This window comes from Prauserella cavernicola (genome assembly GCF_016595675.1).
In the GTDB taxonomy this organism is placed as follows: Bacteria; Actinomycetota; Actinomycetes; order Mycobacteriales; family Pseudonocardiaceae; genus Prauserella_A; species Prauserella_A cavernicola.
The window spans coordinates 94,606-113,931 of record NZ_JAENJH010000012.1 but is presented as its reverse complement, the minus strand read 5'-3'; the positions used below and the strand labels follow the sequence as shown (position 1 = coordinate 113,931).

Sequence of the window (19,326 nt, the reverse complement as noted above, 5' to 3'; positions counted from 1 at the left end):
GCGTTACCCCTTAACCGCACCGGAGGTCAGCCCCGCGACGATGCGGCGCTGGAAGAACAACACGAACAGAATGATCGGGATGGTGATCACCACGGCGGCCGCGGAGATCGTCCCGGTGGGGTCCTCGAACTGCGAGGTACCGGTGAAGAACGACAGCGCCGCGGGCACCGTGCGCGACGCCTCGGTGGACGTCAGCGAGATGGCGAACAGGAAGTCGTTCCAGCAGAAGATGAACACCAGGATCGCCGTGGTGAACACGCCGGGCGCGGCCAGTGGGGCGATCACCTTCCAGAACGCCTGCCCCGGCGTGGCGCCGTCCATCTTGGCCGCCTTCTCCAGCTCCCACGGGATCTCGCGGAAGAACGCCGACAGCGTGTAGATCGCCAGCGGCAGCGCGAAGGTGATGTAGGGCAGGATCAGGCCGGGCCACGTGTCGAACAGCCCCAGCTCGCGCTCGATGTTGAACAGCGGCGTCACGAGCGAGATCTGCGGGAACATCGCGATCAGCAGCGAGACACCGACGAGCGCCTTCTTGCCGGGGAAGTCGAGCCTGGCGATGGCGTAGGCCGCCATCATCCCGAGCACCACGGCGATGAGCGTCGCGATGATCGAGATGCCCAGCGAGTTGATCAACGGCCTGATGAACTCGTCGGTGGCGAAGATGTCGGCGTAGTTCTGGAGCGTCCAGTCCCTCGGGATGAAGTTGCCGTCGGCGAGGGTGTCCTTCGTCTTGAACGACAGCGACACGATCCAGAGCACGGGCACCAGCGCGTACACCACGACGATGATGTCGATGATCGCCCACTTGGCTTTGCGGCCGGGCGTGACCGCACCTCCGATGGCCATCAGCGCTTGCTCCCTTGGTCACTGCCCGGCGCCGCCGTGCCGAACACCTTGATGAAGATGAACGCGATGAGGGCGACCGTGACGAAGATCAGCACGGCCATCGCGGAGCCGATGCCGAGGTTCAACCCCTTGATGAGGTTGTTGTACGTCTGCATCGACACCGATCCGGTGTCGTTGGCGCCGTTGGTCAGCACGAAGATGTTGTCGAAGACGCGGAACGCGTCGAGCGTGCGGAACAGCAGCGCCACGAGGATCGCGGGCTTCATGACCGGGACCATGACCTTGGAGAAGCGCTGCCACGCGTTGGCGCCGTCGACCGAGGCCGCCTTCAGCAGGTCGTCCGGCACGAGTGCCAGGCCGGCCATCAGCAGCAACGCCATGAACGGCGTCGTCTTCCAGACCTCGGCGAGGATGATGATCCACAGTGACGGCCACTGCTCCGTCAACGGAGCGCCGTCACCCGCGAGCGCGTTGGCCAGGTAACCGGTCTCGGGCGTCCACGCGTAGAACCACGAGAACGCGGCCACCACGGTGACGATGCCGTACGGGATCAGCGTGACCGTGCGGACCAGTCCCCTGCCCACCAGCGTGCGGTGCATGATCAGCGCGAGCGCCATACCGAGCACGAGCTCGATCGCCACCGACACGACGGTGATGAACATCGTGGTGCCGAAGGCGGTCCACCAGTAGGAGTTGCTGAGCACCGCGACGTAGTTGTCGAGGCCGACGAACTGGCGCTCGTCGGGGAACCGCAGGTCGTAGCGCTGCAGCGACAACCAGATCGAGTAGATGATCGGGTAGCCGGTGACGGCCAGCATCACCAGCGCGGCGGGCGCGCAGAGCAGCAGACCAAGCTTGCGCTCGGCCTTCTTTCCCTCGCTCAGCGCGGGTTTTCCCTGTGGGCGCGCCGGTTGTCCCGGCGCCTCGGTGACTGCGTGGCTCATGGGATGACGCCCTTCGAGTCGAGCGCGTCGGTCAGCTGCTCACGCAACTCCTCCGCGGTGCCTTGCGGATCGATGCCCGAGGGCGGGGAGAGCACCTTCGACATCACCGTGGACAGATTCTGGTAGGCCGGGGTGAGCGGCCGCACGGCCGCGTTCTTCAGCGCCTCCCTGATCGTGTCCTTCATCGGGTACTCGGTGGCCATGCTCGGGTTGTTCTCCGGGTCGGCCGGTTTGGAGGGGTCGAGCGGGCTCGGGTCGGTGTAGACGGACTCGATGGTCGGCGGGACACCGTCGTTGAGCGCGGAGAACTTCTGGTTCTCGGCACTGCGCAGGCACAGCGTGGCCTCGAATGCCTCGGGCTTGTGCTGCGAGGCCGAGCTGACCGCGAGGTCGTAGCCGCCGATCGTCGTCCTGCCGCCGTCGTCGCCGACGCCGGGATAGGGCGCCCACTTGAAGTGCTCGAGGTCCTCGGGCTTCTCGGCGGCGTAGGAGGCGTAGACGAACGGCCAGTTGAGCTCGAAGGCGCCGCGGCCCTCCTGCATGGCGAGGCGGACCTGGTCCTCCTCCATGTTGGTCAGCGACGGGTCGGTGAGCCCCGTTGAGCTGACCTCCTTGAGGATGTCCAGCGCGCGCATCGCGCCGTCGTCCATCACGACGGACTGCCCGTCCTCGGACAGGATCCGGCCACCCGCCGACTCGACGATGGAGTTGAAGACCACGACGAGGCCCTCGTACTGCGCGCCGGTGAACAGGATCTGGTGCGGTTCGCCGCGCTGTTCGAGCTCGCGCGACATCCGCATCATCTCGTCCCACGTGCGCGGCGGCTCCGGCGTGATGCGGTCGTCGTACCAGAGCAGCTGCACGTTGGTGTTCTTCGGCGCCGCGTAGAGCTTGTCGTTCCAGGTCGCGGTTTCCAGCGGTCCCGGCAGGACGTCACGTTCGGCCTCGGCCTTGTTCTGGCCCGTCCACTCCTCGACCCAGCCCGCCTCCGCGAACTCGGGGACCCAGGTGACGTCGAGCCCGAGCACGTCGAGGGTGTCGTCGCCCGCGGCGAGTCTGCGCACCATCTGCTCCCGCTGGCCGTCGGCGTCGCGGGGCAGCTTGTTGTAGACGATCTCGTAGCGGCCGCCCGCCTGCTCGTTGCAGTTGTCCACGACCGTCTGGAAGTTGTCCTCGGGCGCGTAGTAGACGTTGATCTTCGTGCCGTCGTCGGTCCCGCATGCCGTGAGCAACCCGGCGCCCACGACCGTCGCACCGGCTAGCGCGGCAACTCTGGCCGGCGATCGGCCTCGCCGAAATCGCGTACTGGCCATTCTCATCTGGTCTCCCTCCACATCGGCACACGAGGAAGGACACACATCGCACCCCGTCGTGCATGAGAAATCCAAGCGCACGGAAGCAACCGTGCCGGTGACCGGTTCGAAGAATTTATGCCCAGCGAGTAGGCCGCGCAAGCACGGTCAGTAACGATTCAGTGCGGAGGTTGCTCCGTTCGGCCGAACGGAAGGGAGAAGCGCTCAGCCCGATGTGCCCATCGCGAGCTTGGCGAGCAGCTCGCGGCCCTTCTCGGCGTTGCGCGGCTGACACAGGACGTCGTAGCGCCCCGCGACGAGCTGACTCGACGAGGAGAAGTCGCGCCGCCCCTTCGACGACGCGTAGCTCAGCGCCGCGAAGATGACGCCGAAGAACACACCGGCGACCAGGCCGACGAGGATCGGCGCGTAGGACATCCCGTCGGAGCTGTTGAACATGCTCAGCAACAGACCGACGAAGAGGCCGAACCACGCGCCGGACAGGGCGCCCGTGCCGAGCACCTTGCCCCACGAGAGCCTGCCGATGACGCGCTCGACGAGCATCAGGTCGACCCCGACGATCGTCACGTCCTGCACCGTGAAGTTGTTGTCAGCGAGGTAGTCGACGGCGCGCTGCGCCTCCTCGTACTTGTCGTACGAGCCGATCGGCCAGCCGGTGGGCGGCGTCGGGAGGCGGGGCAGTCCGGGCGCCTGTCGCCCCGACGAGAGTGGACCGGTCACGATCATCACCTGTGCCTCGAATAGTCCGCGCTGTGGGCCCTCACCAGCGCTCCGCCCATTGTCTCATCCTGCCAACACGGACGTAACCACGCGAACACGGCAGGCGGAGTGGCCTCGGCGACTAGCCCGTTCGGACTAACAACGAGCGGCCCCGGCCCGTAATGGGGGCCGGGGCCGCTCGCTGGCCGGCTACTCGGCCGCCTTCTCGTGCAGGCCCTTGAGGTGCCGGTAGGCCTCGCCGTTGAGCAGGGTGCCCTGGCGCTCCTCGTCGGTGAGCTCGCGGCGGACCTTGCCGGGGACGCCCGCGACGAGCGAGCCGGGCGGGATCTGCGTGCCCTCCAGCACCACGGCCCCCGCGGCGATGAGCGAGCCCTTGCCCACGACGGCACCGTTGAGCACCACCGCGCCCATGCCGATGAGCGTGTCGTCCTCGATGGTGCAGCCGTGCAGCACGGCCCTGTGCCCGATGCTGACGCCCTCGCCGATCGTCACCGGGAATCCCGGGTCGGCGTGGACGATGGTGCCGTCCTGGACGTTGCTGCGAGCGCCGACGGTGATCGAGTCCATGTCGCCGCGCAGCACCGTCGTGTACCAGACGCTGACCTCGGCATGCAGCGTCACCTGGCCGCACACCACGGCACCCGGCGCGACCCACGCCGCGTCGTCCACCTGCGGGCGATGACCGTTGATCTCCACGTTCGAGTCCCTTCCGTGCTAGAGCGACGACGGCAGGATCGCCACTGCCCAGGACAGTAACGGGGCTCCGGCGACGACGAGTCCCGTGTAGCCCAGCATCTGCCGCTGGAACCGTCGTTTGTCGGGTACCTGCGCCTGTGCCAGCACGATCACGCCGTTGGTCGAGAACGGGCTCACGTCCACCACCGTCGAGCAGAACCCGAGCACCACGACGAACCCGGCCGCGCCGAGCTCGCCCGAGGCCAGCAGCGGGAACGCGAGTGGCAGCGCGATACCGAGCGTGCCGATCGACGAGCCGAACGCCGAGACGATCGCGACGGCGAAGCACAGCAGCAGCGCGGCGAGCACCGGCGAGCCCAGTGCCACGGCCGCATCACCGAGCAGGTCGAGGGTGCCGTTCTGCTCCAGCACCGCCATGTAGCTGAGCATGCCGCACACCAGCAGCACGGCGGGCCACGCGACCTGCTCACCCGCGGTGCTGTGCCGGTTGGGCGCCAGCAGCAACAGCGCGGTGGCCACCACGAACGACGCCACGCCGACGTCGATCCCGAACGCGCCCAGCACGAGCAGCACCACCATTCCGGCGAGTGTCAGCAGCCGCATGGGCGTCACCTCGACCTCGGGCGTCGTGCGGGCACGCGTCGCGACCACTGCCCCGGCACCGCCGGAGGGCTCGCCGGGATCATCGAGTTCGACCCTGTCGTCGCCGCCCCTGAGCAGATCCCGGCCCAGCGCCAGGAACAGCGCCACGGCGAACACCACGTTGAACACGAACGGCACGGCGAACATCAGCAGCGGACTCACGTCGAGTCCCGCGTTCGCCACCAGTTCCGAGCTGAACGCGCCGTACACCGTGATGGGGCTGAACGCCGCGGACAGCGCGCCGTGGCTGAGCATCATGCCCATCAGGAGCGGGTTGATGCGGTAGCGCGCGGCGATGGGCATCGCGATGGGCGCGAGCATGCCGACGGCGAGCACCGAGCCGAGCGACATCAGCACCGCGGCGAGCGCGAACATCAGCCACACGATCGCCCAGCGGCGGCCTTTCACGAGTCTCAACGACGCGGCGACGACGAGGTCGATCGTGCCGTTCACCTTGGCGACGCCGAAGAGCAGCGTGATGCCGACGATGAGCACGAACGTGTCGCCGGGGAAGAAGCCGAGGACGTCCTCGAGCGTCACGCCCGAGACGGTGCCGACGAGAAACGCCGCGACGAACGCGAGGATTCCCATGTTCACCGGCGTCACGGTGGCCACCGTGAACACCGCGACGAGTACGAGGATGGACAGTGTGTGAACCATTGCCGACCTATTCCGGTACGCACGACCCGGCTCGCTGCGCTCCGGGCCACGTCACCATTGACGGGAACTGCGTGTGCGGCTGCCGACCTGTCAGGTCAGCGGCGTCGCGCGGGCCAGCGCGTCCCGGAGGACGGCGACGGCGTCGGTGAGAGCACGTTCGTTGATCCCGGTGGGAATGCCGCGAGCGTGCAGGTGGGCCACGAGGTCCTCGGTGGCGATGTTGCCGTGCGCGCCGGGGGCGAACGGGCAGCCGCCGTAGCCGCCCGCGGCGCTGTCGAAGCGGGTGACGCCCTCGGCGATCGCGGCGTCGACGGTCTCGAGCGCGCGGCCGTGGGCGTTGTGCAGGTGCAGGCCGAACTCGGTGCCCGGCAACGCTTCCCTGGCCGCACGCAGAGTGCGCAGCACCTGCGCTGGATCGGCGGTGCCGAGGGTGTCGGCGAGCCCGATGCGGCGGATGCCGAGCTCGGTGAAGCGCCGCGCGATCCGCACCGCGGCCTCGGGCGCGATCTCGCCGTCGAACGGACAGACGAACGCCGTGGAGACGCCCGCGACGAACTCCACGCCGGGATGTGCGGCCACCACATCGGCCACGTCGGACAGAGCGGCGTCGGGGTCCTTCCCGGCGTTCGCCCGACTGTGGCCCCGGCTCGCCGAAGCCACCAGCACGACCTCGCGCGCACCGGCCGCCACGGCCCGCTCGACACCGCGCGCGTTGAGCGCGAGCACGCTGTACCGAGGCCCCTCCGGCAACGCCGCGAGCAGGTCCTCCGCGCCGCTCATCCGTGGCACGCGCCGAGGGTTGACGAACGAGGCGACCTCCAGCTGCCTCAGTCCCGCCGCGGTCAGCGCCTCCGCGATCGCGACGCGGTCGGCCACGGGCACCACGACGGGCTCGTCCTGCAGACCGTCGCGCAGCACGACGTCGGTGATCGTGACGCTCATCCTCAGACCACCTTCCTGGCGCGGTAGCCGGCAAGGCGTTCGCCGGAGATGCCGAGCTCGGCCAGCACCGACTCGGTGTGCTCGCCGAGCTCGGGTCCCGCCCAGCGCACGTCTCCCGGTGAGCCGGGCAGCGCGGGGACCACGCCGGGGAACCGGATCTCCTCCGGCTCTCCGTCGACCACCACCTCCATGGGCCGCAGCATGTCGCGTGCCAGGTAGTGCTCGTCCTCGGCGATGGCGCGCGCGTCGTACACAGGTCCCGCGGGCACTCCCGCCTCGTTCAGCAACCGGACGGCCTCCGGCGCCGGGTGCCGCGTGGTCCACGCGGTGATGGCGTCGTCGAGGTCGTGTTCGCGCGCGTATCTCGCATCGCCGTCGGCCAGTCCGGGGTCGTCGGCGAGGTCCTGCCTGCCGACCGCGGTCATCAGCCTGCCGAACGCGCCGCTGGAGTTGCCCGAGATCATCACGGACTGTCCGTCGGCGGTCGGGTAGACGCCGCTGGGCACCACGCCGGGCAGGTTGCCCGCGGTGCGCTCGCGAACCATCCCGTAGGCGTCGTGGTCGGGGATCAGCGACTCCAGTGCCATGAACACCGACTCGTACAGCGCGACGTCCACCACCTGCGGACGCTCGTGCCGGTGGCCCTTCGCCTTGGCCAGCAACAACATCAGGGCACCGATGGCTCCGTAGAGCCCCGCAGCGGCGTCGCCGATCGGCGCGGCGGGGCGCACTGGAGGACGGTCGGGGTAGCCCGTGATGTGGCGCAGGCCCGCGAAGGCCTCGGCGACGCCGCCGAACCCGGCACGGTCGCGGTAGGGCCCGGTCTGACCGTAGCCGGAGATGCGCACGAACACGAGCTCGGGGTTGACGTCGGCGAGGTCGTCGGGCCCGAGGCCCCAGCGTTCGAGCGTGCCGGGGCGGAAGTTCTCCACCACGACGTCGCTGCGCCGCACGAGCTCGAGGGCGATCTCCTTGCCTTCGGGCGAACTCAGGTCCAGCGTCACCGACTTCTTGTTCCTCGCGATGGTGCGAAACATCATCGACGTCTCGCCGCGCGTGCGGCGCCATCCCCTGAGCTCGTCACCGGCACCGGGCCGTTCGATCTTGACGACCTCCGCGCCGAAGTCCGCGAAGATCCGGGTCGCGAACGGGCCCGCGATGAAACTGCCCAGCTCGAGCACGCGGATTCCGGTCAACGGCGGCTCTGCCATCAGCACTCCTCGTTCTCAAATAGTGAGTACAACTACTCATTTAACGAGAAAGACGATAAGCGCACGACTCCCCAGGGAGCAAGGTCCGAGGTTCGAATCGACTGCGGTGAAGGGCACCTTTACTGCGTTGAACGCAGTAAAGGTGCCCTTCACCGCGCATGGCGCGAGTCGGGGTCAGCGGGCGCGGAGGGCTTCTTCGAGCTCGTCGGCGGCGGCCACCACGAGGTGGCCGTAGTCGGCGCCGGGACCATCGGCACTCACCCGCGACACGGGCGCGGCGAGGCACACCGCCGCGATCACCTCGTCACCGTGGCGCACGGCGGCACTGACCGACGAGAGCCCCGGAGTGCGTTCCGAGACGCTCTGCAGCCAGCGCGGTGAGCCCGCGTCGGCCACGGTGAGCACGAGTGCCGCGGATCCCTTGGCGGACAACGGAAGCACGGTACCCACGGGAACCGACGCACGCAGCTCCTCCGGCGACTCGACGCTCGCGAGGCACAGCCGGTCGGCGCCTCGGCGCGCCCACAGCTGCGCGGTCTCCCCCGTGGTCCGGCTCAGTTCCTTGAGCACCGGCACGGCGGCACCCGCGAGCGCCGACGACGTGAACCGGTGCCCGACGTGGTGGCGCCCTTCGGCATCCCGGCGCAGCAGGCCGTGCCGGACCATGCCGGAGACGAGCCGGTGCGCGGTCGGCACGGACAGCCCGAGATGCCGCGCCAGTTCGCTCGCACCCATCGGCGCCCGCTCCACCGCGTCGAGGATCGCGACCACGCGGTCCAGCACACCCACGCCAGTGGACACTCCGTTGGCACCGGTCTCGCCGGATTCCTCAGCCGCGCTCGTCACCACGCCGCCACGGTAGTCCGGTGCGGTTCAGCAGCGGGATTCGTGCTCGCGGAGGCTCCTACCGCTGAGTGTGATCCCTCCCCGTCTCGTCACCCGGGGTCAGCCCGACGGGGCCTCGCTCACCGTTGATGCCGGTCCGCTGCTGTTCGGGGACCGAGGCCTCGGCAGGCGGGGCAGTGGCCTTGTCGAGGAAGCGCAGCAGCTCGACCGGGAAGGGCAACACGAGCGTCGAGTTCTTCTCCGCGGCCACCTCCACCACGGTCTCCAGCAGACGCAGCTGGAGCGCGGCCGGGGTGTGGGCCATCTGCTCGGCCGCCATCGCGAGCTTCTCCGACGCCTGCAGCTCGCCGTCCGCGGCGATGACCCGGCCACGACGTTCGCGCTCGGCCTCGGCCTGGCGCGACATCGCGCGCTTCATCGTCTCGGGCAACGCGACGTCCTTGATCTCCACGCGGTCGATGTGGATGCCCCAGCCCAGTGCCGGGCTGTCGATCAGCAGCTCGAGCCCCTCGTTGAGCCGCTCCCTGTTCGAGAGCAGGTCGTCGAGGTCGCTCTTGCCGATGATCGAGCGCAACGACGTCTGCGCCACCTGCAACATCGCGAACCGGTAGTTCTCGACGCCGACGATGGCCTGCCGGGGATCGATCACTTTGAAGTACACGACCGCGTCCACCCGCACGGTGACGTTGTCGCGTGTGATGCCGTCCTGGGCTGGCACGGGCAGCGTCACGATCTGCATGTTGACCTTGGTCATGCGTTCGGCGATCGGGAGGATCATCGTGAGCCCCGGTTCCCTCGGTGCCGTGTCGACTCTGCCGAAGCGGAACACGAGCCCGCGCTCGAACTGCTTCACCACGCGCACGCTGGCCGCGAGCCCGATGGCTACGACGATGACCACGATGATCAGGATTTCTACCAACATGGCGGCTCCCAGGTGGAAACACCGTTATAAATCGGATCGTACTCCGCACGAAAAGGGTTTGATCCCGCTGAAATGCTGAGGATCATGCGCGAGCCGACCATTCCGCCCGCCTTCGCCGCACAGCTCGTGGCGGCCGAGGGCGAACCGGGCAGGCGCTGGCTGGCCAGGCTGCCCGGACTCGTGCGGCGGTACTGCCTGCGATGGGGCCTCGAGCCCGACGGCGACCCGATGCACGGCTATGTCGGCCTCGTGCTGCCCGTGCGGCGCGGTGGCGAAGCGGCGGTGCTCAAGCTGACGTGGCTGGACACCGAGACGCGCGACGAGCCCGTCGCGCTGGCCGCGTGGCGAGGCGAGGGCGCGGTGCGGCTGTGGGAGAGCGATCCCGGCGAGGGCGTGCTGTTGCTGGAGCGGCTGGCGAGCGGCCGTTCGCTCGCGGACGTGCCGATCGAGCGGGCCGTGGCCGTCGCGGGCGGCCTGCTCCGCAGGCTGTCGGTGCCGCCTCCGCCGCTGAGCAGGGACCTGCGCGACGACGCGGCGGGCTGGGCCGAGGAGCTCACCGCCAGCTGGGACGCACTCGGCAGGCCGGTGCCGAGGCGGCTGCTGGACGCCGCCGTCGCGGTGTGCCGCGAACGGGGGCCGCACCGCGCGAACCTGATGGTCAACGAGGACCTGCACTACGAGAACGTGCTGGCGGGCACCCGCGAGGACTGGCTGGTGATCGACCCGAAGCCGATCGTCGCCGATCCCGAGTTCGGCGTGATCCCGCTGCTGTGGAACCGGCGAGCTGAGTCCGGACTGTCCGGGCTGTCCGAACTGTCCACGCTGTCCGAGCGCTTCGCCGCGGTCGTCGGCGCCGCCGGGCTGGACGCCGACCTCGCACGGGACTGGACGCTCGTGCGGGCGGTGGTGAACTGGCTGTGGGCCGTGGAGTCGGACGTCGATAACGTCGACGACTTCGTGCTCGCCGCCGTGCGCGAGATCGCGCCCTGGGCCGCCGGCCCACGGCGCGTAGCCGGGCGGGTGCCCTGGTGAGCGCCTAGTCTGACCACATGGCTGCCGTGAACAGGGTCTTCGCAGCTCAGCTCGCACGGTTGCCGGTGTTCGGCCCCGACGGCGAATCCATCGGGAAGGTCCGCGACCTCGTCGCGGGCCTGCGCCTCGACCAACAGCCGCCGCGCGTGCTCGGGCTGGTCGTGGAACTCGCCACCCGACGTCGCGTGTTCGTGCCGATGCTGCGCGTCACCGCCATCGAGCCCAACGCCGTCACGCTCGCCACCGGCTCGGTCAACATGCGCCGCTTCACCCAGCGCCCCAACGAGGTCCTCGTGCTCGGCCAGCTCTTCGACGCTCGGGCGAGTCTCGCGCAGTCCGGGGAACGGGTGACCGTCGCCGACGCCGCGATGGAACCCACCCGCACGCGGGACTGGGTGCTGGCCAAGCTCGCGATCCACGAGCGCGGCGGTCCGCTCGGGCTCGGCAGACGGCGCTCGTCGCTGCGCGTGGTGCCGTGGGAGGAGGTCGCGGGCCTCGGGCTGTCGGACCTGACCGGCCAGCCGCAGGGCGCGGGCCAGCTGCTGATGCTGTTCGACACCATGCGCGCGGTGGACGTCGCCGCGACCCTGCGCGACCTGCCGCTCAAGCGCAGGCAGGAGGTCGCCGACGCGATGGACGACGAGCGGCTCGCCGACGTAGTGGAGGAGCTGCCCGAGGACAACCAGAAGGAGCTGCTGGCCTACCTCGCCGAGGAGCGGGCCGCCGACATCCTCGAGGCGATGAACCCCGACGACGCGGCAGACCTGCTCGCCGAGCTCGCCCCCGGGGACCAGCGCCGGCTGCTCGACCTGATGCACCCCGACGAGTCCGCGCCGGTCAAACGGCTGCTGGAGTACTCCTCGCACGTCGCGGGCGGGTTGATGACGCCGGAGCCGGTGGTGCTGACGCCGGACGCGACGGTGGCGGAGGCGCTCGCGCACATCCGCAACCCCGACCTCACCCCTGCGCTGGCGAGCATGGTGTTCGTGTGCAGGCCGCCGAGCGCGACGCCCACCGGCCGCTACGTCGGGTGCGCCCACTTCCAGCACCTGCTGCGCGAGCCGCCCGCCGACCTGGTGGCCGCCGTCGCCGACACCGGACTGCCGCCGCTGCGCCCGACGGCGACACTCACCGAGGTCACGCGCTACTTCGCCGCCTACAACCTCACGTGCGCCCCGGTCGTCGACGCCGAGGACCACCTGCTCGGCGCCGTCACCGTCGACGACGTGCTCGACCACCTGCTGCCCGAGGGCTGGCGCGAGACCGGCCTGCACGACGTGGGCACCGAGCCGACCATGGAGAACGACCATGCCTGAGCTGCTCGGCCGGCGCCGACTCGACCAGCCCCGCCGGCCACGGCGGTTCGCGGTCAACGTCGATGTGGAGGCGTTCGGCCGGTTCTCGGAGCGGCTCGCGCGCTTCCTCGGCACCGGCAAGTACCTGTTCTGGCAGACGCTCATCGTGATCGTCTGGATCGCGCTGAACCTCACCGCGGTGTCGCTGCGCTGGGACCCGTACCCGTTCATCCTGCTCAACCTGGCCTTCTCCACGCAGGCCGCCTACGCCGCTCCGCTGATCCTGCTGGCGCAGAACCGGCAGGACGACCGCGACCGCGTCTCGCTGGAGGAGGACCGGCTGCGGTCAGCGCAGACCAAGGCCGACACCGAGTACCTCGCCCGCGAGCTGGCCGCGTTGCGGCTGGCCGTCGGCGAGGTCGCCACCCGCGACTATCTGCGCGGTGAGCTGGACAAGTTGCGGGAAGACCTCAACGGGCAGCCACGTAGCATGAGAAGAGCAAACGCAACCGCCAGCGACAGAAGGTCGGTGCCCGAGCAGTGACCACTACGCAAGAGACCCCCAGCGTCGAGGACGTCCAGACTGCGTTGAAGGACGTCCAGGACCCGGAGATCCACAAACCGATCACCGAGCTCGGCATGGTCAAGGACGTCACCGTTGGCGAGGACGGTGTCGTGACCGTCGCCGTGTACCTCACGGTGGCGGGTTGTCCGCTCAAGGAGACGATCACCCGCGACACCACGGCGGCCGTCGCGAAGCTGCCCGGCGTGACCGACGTGAAGGTCGAGCTCGACGTCATGAGCGACGAGCAGCGGACCGAACTGCGCAAGCGCCTGCGCGGCAACGCCGAGGAGCCGGTGATCCCGTTCGCCCAGCCGGGATCGATGACCAGGGTGTACTGCGTCGCGTCCGGCAAGGGCGGCGTCGGCAAGTCGAGCGTGACGGTGAACCTCGCGGTCGCGATGGCCGAGCGCGGCCTCTCGGTCGGCGTCGTGGACGCCGACATCTACGGGCACTCGGTGCCGCGCATGATCGGCGCGGGCGAGAAGCCCACCAAGGTCGAGCAGATGATCATGCCGCCGCAGGCGCACGGTGTGAAGGTGATCTCCATCGGCATGTTCACGCCCGGCAACACACCGGTGGTGTGGCGAGGGCCGATGCTGCACCGCGCGCTGCAGCAGTTCCTCGCGGACGTGTTCTGGGGCGACCTCGACATCCTGCTGCTGGACCTGCCTCCCGGCACCGGCGACATCGCGATCTCGGTGGCGCAGCTGGTCCCCAACGCCGAGATCCTGGTGGTCACCACGCCGCAGCAGGCGGCGGCCGAGGTGGCCGAGCGGGCGGGCGCGATCGCGCTGCAGACCCGTCAGCGCATCGCGGGCGTCATCGAGAACATGTCGTGGCTGGAGGCGCCGGACGGCTCGAAGATGGAGATCTTCGGTTCCGGCGGGGGCCAGACGGTGGCCGACTCGCTGTCGAAGTCCGTAGGCTCCGAGGTGCCGCTGCTCGGTCAGGTGCCGCTCGACCCGCGCCTGCGCGAGCAGGGCGACGCGGGCACTCCGCTGGTGCTGGCCGAGCCGGAGGCTCCCGCGTCGCAGGTGCTCAAGGGCGCGGCCGAGAAGCTGAGCGTCCGTGCCCGAGGTCTGGCCGGGATGATGCTGAACGTGAGCCCCGCGGGGCGCTGAACCCCGCTGATCCCCGCTGAGCTCGACGAGAGTCTCGCCTGCTCGTGCCGCCGGGTGCCGCGAACGCGGAACTCGGGGGCACGAGCGGGGAACTCGCGGTCCTGGGCGGGGGACTCGCGTGCTGGAGCGGGGGACTCGCGCGCTACGTGGCGTCCGGGTCCACCGGGGGGCGCTCCCCCGGCTTGAGGGGCTCCGGCGCGGCGGGCTGGCCCACCGGCTTCGCGGAGCCGTTCGAACCGTTGCCGTGCCCGTTCGTGCCGTTGACGTTGTCGAGGCCGAGCGGGTCGGGGTCACCGTCGAACAGGTGCTGGGTCACGGCCCGCTTGGGGTCGAAGTTCCGCAGCGACCGCAGGTCCTCGAGCGGCTTGCGGTACTCGTCGAACTCCGGGCCCATCTCGTCGCGCAGCTGCTGGCGCGCGCCCGAGGCGAAGTCCCTGACCTTGCGGACCGACTTGCCCAGCCAGGCCGCCGCCTCCGGCAGCCGCTCCGGACCGAGGATGAACAATGCGGCGACGAGCAAGATCAGGATCTCGCTCCAGCCAACGTTCTCGAACACCCTGGCAACCTCCGCTCGGAACCGTCCCGTTCAGCCTACCCCGCTAGTCTGAACCCAAGGTGACGTCGACCGTAAGCGGACGTCCGCCACGAATTACCCGCACCGGCACGACCTCGCCGATCTCGTGCTCGCGCACCGCGACGGTCAGCTCGGCGGCGTTGCGCACCTGCCGCTCCCCGACCTTGGTGATCACGTCGCCCTCGGCGATACCCGCCTTCGCGGCGGGACCACCGTCGATGACGTTCTGGATCTGCGCGCCCTCGGACGTGTTGGCCGCGACCGACGAGGCGTTGACGCCGAGGTCGGCGTGGTTGACCTTGCCGTCCCGCACCAGCGACTCGCTGATCCGCATGGCCTGGTCCACCGGGATGGCGAAGCCGAGGCCGATGCTGCCGCCCTCACCGCCGGTGCCGACCGTGCGGATCAGGGAGTTGATGCCCACGAGCGCTCCGGTGGAGTCCACGAGCGCGCCACCCGAGTTACCGGGGTTGATCGCGGCGTCGGTCTGGATCGCGTCGTAGGTGACGGCGGGGTCGCCGTTCTCGCCGGGCGCCGTGACGGGCCGGTCGAGAGCGCTGACGATGCCCTCGGTGACCGTGTTCTCGAGCCCGAACGGCGAGCCAACGGCGATCACCGCGTCGCCGGGTGCCAGGTCGGCGGACTTGCCGACCTCGATCACCACGGGGTTCGACACGTTCACCTTGATCACGGCGAGGTCGGTCTTCGGGTCGGTGCCGACGATCTGGGCACCCGCTCTGGTCCCGTCGATGAACACGGCCGTGATCTCGGCCTGCTCGTCGCGGGTGGCCTGCGAGACGACGTGGTTGTTGGTGAGCACGTAGCCCTGCTGGTCGATCACCACGCCGGAGCCGAAGCCGCCGGACTGGCCGGACTTGACCTCGATCGACACCACGGCGGGCGAGACGCGCTTGGCGATGTCGGCGATCGAGCCCGCGGCCCGCTCCTTGCCCGCGTCCGCCTCGGCGACGTTGAGCTCACCGGTCAGCGAGTCGCCCGCGCTGGCCAGTCCCCAGCCGACGAGTCCTCCGACGGCGCCGATCAGCAGCGCCACCACACCGAGCACGGCGAGCGCCCTCGGCCGGACCCGCCGGCCGAACAACACCTCGGGCAGGCTCAGCAGGGCACCGCGCGGCTTGTCCTCGTTCTCGGAATCCTCGTCGTGGGTGAGCACGGCGGGGCCGCCGAGCATCGCCCCCGAACCCGGGTCGCGCCACGGGTCGCCCGACGACGACCACAGCGGGGTCTCGGGATCGCCGTTGGCGCGTGCGCCGTTGTCGTCGGGCGCGCGCTGCAGGAGCACGTTCTCGGAACCCTCGGGCTTGCCGAAGGCCTCGGCCAGCGACTCGGGAGGCGGCGGCGCGCCCTGCGCGCCGTTGCGGCCGGGGTCGGGCGTGTGGAGCTGGTCGAACGAGCCGTCCACCCCTCGCGGCCTGCCGAACGTCGCGGCGAGCGACGGGTCCACGGAGGGACGAGCGATCGGGCGCGGCCCCAGCCGCGGCTCGTGCTCGCCCGGTTCCTCCTGTGGTGAGTTCGGTGGCTGGTTCATCATTCCCCGACAGACAGACGGCTTCAGTGCTCGGTGGGTGCGTGATTGCCCAGAGCGACCCTACGCGCCGAGGCTCAGCACTCGAGATTCTGCCGCCCCGACGGTGAAGTCGGCGTTGCTCAGCGAGGTCCGTCCATCGGCGCCACGGCACTGGTCGGTGTCAGCGTGGGCACCGGCGTCGTGGTGCTGACGCTGGTGGTCACCGGCGTCGTCGTGGGAGCGGTGGTGTGTCCGAGGTGGGCGCGCAGCACGCCTGCGGGCGGCGACGGCGTGTTGCCGTTGCGTTCCGCGCCTGGCTGCTCGTCGGCCCCGACCGTGGCGACCAGTGCGAGCGCGCTCAGCACGAGCCCGGACACCACGACGCCCGCGCCCTGAGCGGTGCGGCGGCGCGACGAGCCGAGCCGCGGCCCGGTACCCAGCACGTTCGCGGAGTTGCCCAGCGGTGCCGAGCTCCCCAGCGCACCGCCGGGCATGGCGTGGCGAAGGCCCGCGACGCGGTCCGGTCGCTGGATGGCCACGAGCTGCCCGTCCTCGCTGATCGCGAGGTTGTCGGGCGATGAGGGCAGATCGGTGTGCTCGGGTATCGAGCGCAGGCTCGCGAGGAAACCGGGAGACATCGACGGTGCCTCGGCGTGCTGCACCGCGGAGCGGGCCTGTCGCTGCGCGCGCACCTCGGCGGCACAGCCGGGACAGCGGGCGAGATGCGCCGCCGCCCGTTCGTGGGCACCCAGCGAGAGTTCCCTGTCGACGAACGCGACGACCGCGTCCGGCAGCAGGTGCGACTCGGGGAGACCCCAGCCCCGGTGATCAGTCATACGCTCGCCTCCAGCTTGAGCGCGCGACGACGCTCCAGTGAGGCCTTCAGGGCCTGCCGGCCACGGTGGATCCTGCTGCGCACGGTGCCGAGCTTAACGCCGAGCGTGGTGCCGATCTCCTCGTACGAGAGACCTTCGACGTCGCACAGGACGACGGCGGCACGGAACTCGGGCGGCAGCTCGTCGAGCGCGTCCTGCAGGTCCGGGTCGAGGTGCGTCTCGGAGTAGACCTGTTCCGGGCTCGGGTCGTCGCCGACGATGCGATCGGTGTCGTCGGGGAGCCCCTCCATGCGCACGCGCGAACGACGGCGCGCCATGTCGAGGAACAGGTTGGTGGTGATGCGGTGCAGCCAGCCCTCGAACGTGCCGGGCTTGTACGACGCGAGCGAACGGAACACCCGGATGAAAGTCTCCTGGGTGAGGTCCTCGGCGTCGTGCGTGTTGCCGGTGAGGCGGTAGGCCAGCCGGTAGACGCGGTCGGCGTGCTCACGGACGACCTCGTCCCAGGACGGCGGCGTCCACGCCACGTCCCCCTGGTCACCCGCGGCGCTCACCACTGCCGGCTCTGCCACCTCGGCATCGGTCGGCTTCGGCGCGGTCTGCGTGCTGTGTCTCGACAGCTGAGGCACCTCCATCGGCCTTCTCCCCCTGTTCACCCTGCCCAACGCGCTGGCCGCGTCGGGTGTTCCCATCCTTGAGACGAAGTGTGCAGTGCTTCCTTACGGTTTTAGTGAGACAGGACTGAGAGCAGCCTGAGAACACAAGTTCAGCGTGGTTGACCGAGTCACAGGGCCTGGTCGCGCTAACCTCTGCGCGTGAACTCCGAGACGAGCATCACGGGGCCGGTCGATCTCGGCGACTTCATCGAGAGCTACCTCCCCGACGACGAGCTGCTGGCCGCCACCCGGGCGCGGTCCGAGGAGCTCGGCTGCAGGCCGGTGTCGTGCGCGACCGGCGCCGCGCTGGGCTTTCTCGCCGCGACGTTGCAGGCCAGAGCCGTGGTGGAGATCGGGACCGGCACCGGGGTGAGCGGCCTGCACCTACTGCGGGGCATGGCGCTCGACGGGGTGCTCACCACCATCGACCTGGAACCGGAGTTCCATCGCTCCGCTCGCAGGGTGTTCCTCGACGCCGGCTTCCCGCCGGGGCGCACGCGGCTGATCATGGGCCGCGCCCTCGACGTGCTGCCGAGGCTCACCTCGGGCGGCTACGACCTGGTCTTCGCCGACGCGGCGAGGCTCGAGTACCCGAACTACTTCGACCTCGGTGTGCAGCTGCTGCGTCCCGGCGGCGTGATCGTCTTCCACAACGTGCTGACCGACGGCCGGATCGGCGACCCGATGGCGCGCCGCGACCCCGAGGTGATGGCGCTGCGAGAGGTGGCGAGGGCCGCCCGCGAGGACGAGCGGCTGCGCCCGGCGATCATCCCCGTCGGCGACGGACTGCTCGCGGCCGCGGTAGGCAGCTGAGCATCGCCAGCGCGAGCCAGGTGGTGACCACGGCGACGAGCCAGCCCCAGCCCGCATGGCCGTACACGATGCTGCCGAGCGTGCCGCCCACGCTGCTGCCGAGGTAGTAGGCGAGTGTGTACAGGCCGGAGGCCTGCCCGCGCGCGCCCTCGGGCGCCTCGGCCGCCGCCCACCCGTTGGCGACGGCGTGCGCGGCGAAGAACCCGGCGGTGAGCACCAGGAACCCGGCGACGACCAGCGGCAGCGAGTTCGGCAACGTCAGAGCGGCGCCCGCGATGGTCGTCGTCAAGGCGAGCCCCAGCGACCGCCGCCTGCCGAGCCGGTTGACCAGCCTGCCCGCGGTCGCCGACGACACCGAGCCCATCGCGTAGGCGAGGAACACGAGCGAGGCCACGGCGGGACTCAGCCCGAGCGGTTCGCCGGTGAGCCGGAACCCGGCGGCGTTGTAGAGCCCGACGAAGGCGCCCATCGCCAGCAGCGCGACGGCGTACTGGGCCAGCAGCACCGGCTGCCGCAGCGCCACGCCGATGCCGGCGACCACCCCGCGCAGCCGCTCCCGCACGGGGCCGTCCCGCGCGGGTTCGTCGCCGGGATCGCGCGGCGGCAGCGCGACCACGGTGAGCAGCGCGCACAGCAGGGACAACACGGCGACCACGGCCAGCGCGCCGTGCCAGCCGAGCAGGTCGGTGGTGAACCCGCTGGCGAGCCTGCCCGACATCCCGCCGATCGTGTTGCCCGCGATCATCATGCCGACCGCGGCCGCGACGCCCTTCTTGCCGAGCTGTTCCATGAGGTAGGCCGCGGCGACGGCGGGAAAGCCCGCGATCGCGATGCCCTGCAGCACCCGCAGCGCGAGCAGCAGCTCGAACGACGACACGAACGGCAGCACCAGGCCCAGCACCGCCGACGACAGCACCGAGGCGACGATGATCGGCCTGCGGCCGACGAGCTCCGAGAGCACCGCGAACGGCAGCACCGCGATGGCGAGGGCTCCGGTCGCGACGCTCACCGCCAGCGAGGCGCGGCCCGGGTCCAGCGCGAACTCGGCGGCCAGCTGCGGCAACAGCGGCTGCGGCGCGTAGAGCAGTGCGAACGAGGCCACCCCCGCCGTCGCCATCGCGACGCTGACCCTGCGCGACCTGCGTACCTGCGCCCGTTCCGGCG

At 70.2% G+C, this 19,326-nt stretch carries 20 protein-coding genes; 5 read left to right on the top strand and 15 right to left on the bottom strand.

Annotated features, from left to right (window positions below; translation table 11 throughout):
- Window positions 1-3: 3 nt before the first annotated feature.
- The 10 genes from JHE00_RS31705 to JHE00_RS31660 all read right to left on the bottom strand — a co-directional run bounded on the left by JHE00_RS31705 (window position 4) and on the right by JHE00_RS31660 (window position 9,742).
- Window positions 4-846, bottom strand: coding sequence for a carbohydrate ABC transporter permease (locus JHE00_RS31705; RefSeq protein ID WP_200325315.1), 843 nt, complete (start codon window positions 844-846; stop codon window positions 4-6).
- Entirely contained in the window at window positions 846-1,790 is a 945-nt protein-coding gene (locus tag JHE00_RS31700; protein ID WP_200325313.1) for a carbohydrate ABC transporter permease, read from the bottom strand. The genes JHE00_RS31705 and JHE00_RS31700 overlap by 1 nt, the downstream gene beginning before the upstream one ends.
- The gene (locus tag JHE00_RS31695) at window positions 1,787-3,109 is read right to left on the bottom strand and encodes an ABC transporter substrate-binding protein (protein ID WP_200325311.1); all 1,323 of its coding nucleotides are present in this window, start codon (window positions 3,107-3,109) and stop codon (window positions 1,787-1,789) included. The genes JHE00_RS31700 and JHE00_RS31695 overlap by 4 nt, the downstream gene beginning before the upstream one ends.
- A 198-nt stretch (window positions 3,110-3,307) precedes the next feature.
- Complete coding sequence (locus JHE00_RS31690; RefSeq protein WP_200325527.1) at window positions 3,308-3,829, bottom strand: general stress protein; 522 nt, start codon at window positions 3,827-3,829, stop codon at window positions 3,308-3,310.
- Between the two features lie 183 nt (window positions 3,830-4,012).
- Window positions 4,013-4,513: a gamma carbonic anhydrase family protein gene (locus tag JHE00_RS31685; RefSeq protein ID WP_200325525.1), complete on the bottom strand. Its 501-nt coding sequence runs from the start codon at window positions 4,511-4,513 to the stop codon at window positions 4,013-4,015.
- A gap of 24 nt (window positions 4,514-4,537) precedes the next feature.
- A complete protein-coding gene (locus tag JHE00_RS31680; RefSeq protein ID WP_200325309.1) occupies window positions 4,538-5,821 on the bottom strand; it encodes an SLC13 family permease in 1,284 nt (427 codons plus the stop codon).
- 90 nt (window positions 5,822-5,911) lie between these two features.
- Window positions 5,912-6,763, bottom strand: a complete 852-nt coding sequence (locus JHE00_RS31675; RefSeq protein WP_200325307.1) for a hydroxymethylglutaryl-CoA lyase — start codon at window positions 6,761-6,763, stop codon at window positions 5,912-5,914.
- Window positions 6,764-6,765: 2 nt separating this feature from the next.
- Window positions 6,766-7,974, bottom strand: a complete 1,209-nt coding sequence (locus JHE00_RS31670; RefSeq protein WP_200325305.1) for a CaiB/BaiF CoA transferase family protein — start codon at window positions 7,972-7,974, stop codon at window positions 6,766-6,768.
- A 174-nt stretch (window positions 7,975-8,148) separates the two neighbouring features.
- Window positions 8,149-8,823 carry an IclR family transcriptional regulator gene (locus tag JHE00_RS31665; RefSeq protein WP_307832203.1) on the bottom strand — a complete coding sequence of 225 codons (675 nt, stop codon included), beginning with the start codon at window positions 8,821-8,823 and terminating at the stop codon, window positions 8,149-8,151.
- A gap of 55 nt (window positions 8,824-8,878) precedes the next feature.
- Window positions 8,879-9,742, bottom strand: coding sequence for a slipin family protein (locus JHE00_RS31660; protein WP_200325303.1), 864 nt, complete (start codon window positions 9,740-9,742; stop codon window positions 8,879-8,881).
- 84 nt (window positions 9,743-9,826) lie between these two features.
- Here JHE00_RS31660 and JHE00_RS31655 point away from each other — a divergent pair, with 84 nt between their 5' ends.
- Genes JHE00_RS31655 through JHE00_RS31640 form a run of 4 tightly spaced genes read left to right on the top strand, consistent with a single transcriptional unit; the run spans window position 9,827 to window position 13,755 of the window.
- Window positions 9,827-10,774, top strand: coding sequence for an aminoglycoside phosphotransferase family protein (locus JHE00_RS31655; RefSeq protein ID WP_230425330.1), 948 nt, complete (start codon window positions 9,827-9,829; stop codon window positions 10,772-10,774).
- A gap of 17 nt (window positions 10,775-10,791) precedes the next feature.
- A complete protein-coding gene (locus tag JHE00_RS31650) occupies window positions 10,792-12,090 on the top strand; it encodes a magnesium transporter MgtE N-terminal domain-containing protein (RefSeq protein WP_200325299.1) in 1,299 nt (432 codons plus the stop codon).
- Complete coding sequence (locus JHE00_RS31645; RefSeq protein ID WP_200325296.1) at window positions 12,083-12,613, top strand: DUF1003 domain-containing protein; 531 nt, start codon at window positions 12,083-12,085, stop codon at window positions 12,611-12,613. The genes JHE00_RS31650 and JHE00_RS31645 overlap by 8 nt, the downstream gene beginning before the upstream one ends.
- Window positions 12,610-13,755 (top strand): Mrp/NBP35 family ATP-binding protein, encoded by a 1,146-nt coding sequence (locus tag JHE00_RS31640; RefSeq protein ID WP_200325294.1) that lies wholly within the window; start codon window positions 12,610-12,612, stop codon window positions 13,753-13,755. Before JHE00_RS31645 ends, JHE00_RS31640 begins: the two co-directional genes overlap by 4 nt.
- A gap of 142 nt (window positions 13,756-13,897) precedes the next feature.
- On the opposite strand, the gene tatB is transcribed toward JHE00_RS31640, so the two are convergent.
- From tatB to sigE, 4 genes are all read right to left on the bottom strand, one after another.
- Window positions 13,898-14,311 (bottom strand): Sec-independent protein translocase protein TatB, encoded by a 414-nt coding sequence (gene tatB / locus JHE00_RS31635; protein WP_200325292.1) that lies wholly within the window; start codon window positions 14,309-14,311, stop codon window positions 13,898-13,900.
- A 43-nt stretch (window positions 14,312-14,354) separates the two neighbouring features.
- A complete protein-coding gene (locus JHE00_RS31630; RefSeq protein WP_200325521.1) occupies window positions 14,355-15,878 on the bottom strand; it encodes a S1C family serine protease in 1,524 nt (507 codons plus the stop codon).
- 119 nt (window positions 15,879-15,997) lie between these two features.
- On the bottom strand, window positions 15,998-16,693 hold the full coding sequence (locus tag JHE00_RS31625) for an anti-sigma factor family protein (protein ID WP_200325290.1): 696 nt from the start codon (window positions 16,691-16,693) through the stop codon (window positions 15,998-16,000).
- Window positions 16,690-17,328 carry an RNA polymerase sigma factor SigE gene (gene sigE, locus JHE00_RS31620; RefSeq protein ID WP_200325288.1) on the bottom strand — a complete coding sequence of 213 codons (639 nt, stop codon included), beginning with the start codon at window positions 17,326-17,328 and terminating at the stop codon, window positions 16,690-16,692. Before sigE ends, JHE00_RS31625 begins: the two co-directional genes overlap by 4 nt.
- Before the next feature lie 180 nt (window positions 17,329-17,508).
- On the opposite strand from sigE, the gene JHE00_RS31615 reads away from it, so the two are divergent.
- A complete protein-coding gene (locus tag JHE00_RS31615) occupies window positions 17,509-18,162 on the top strand; it encodes an O-methyltransferase (RefSeq protein ID WP_200325286.1) in 654 nt (217 codons plus the stop codon).
- Here JHE00_RS31615 and JHE00_RS31610 read toward each other — a convergent pair.
- On the bottom strand, window positions 18,116-19,279 hold the full coding sequence (locus JHE00_RS31610; RefSeq protein WP_200325519.1) for an MFS transporter: 1,164 nt from the start codon (window positions 19,277-19,279) through the stop codon (window positions 18,116-18,118). The two genes, JHE00_RS31615 and JHE00_RS31610, sit on opposite strands and share 47 nt — an antisense overlap.
- Window positions 19,280-19,326 lie beyond the last annotated feature (47 nt).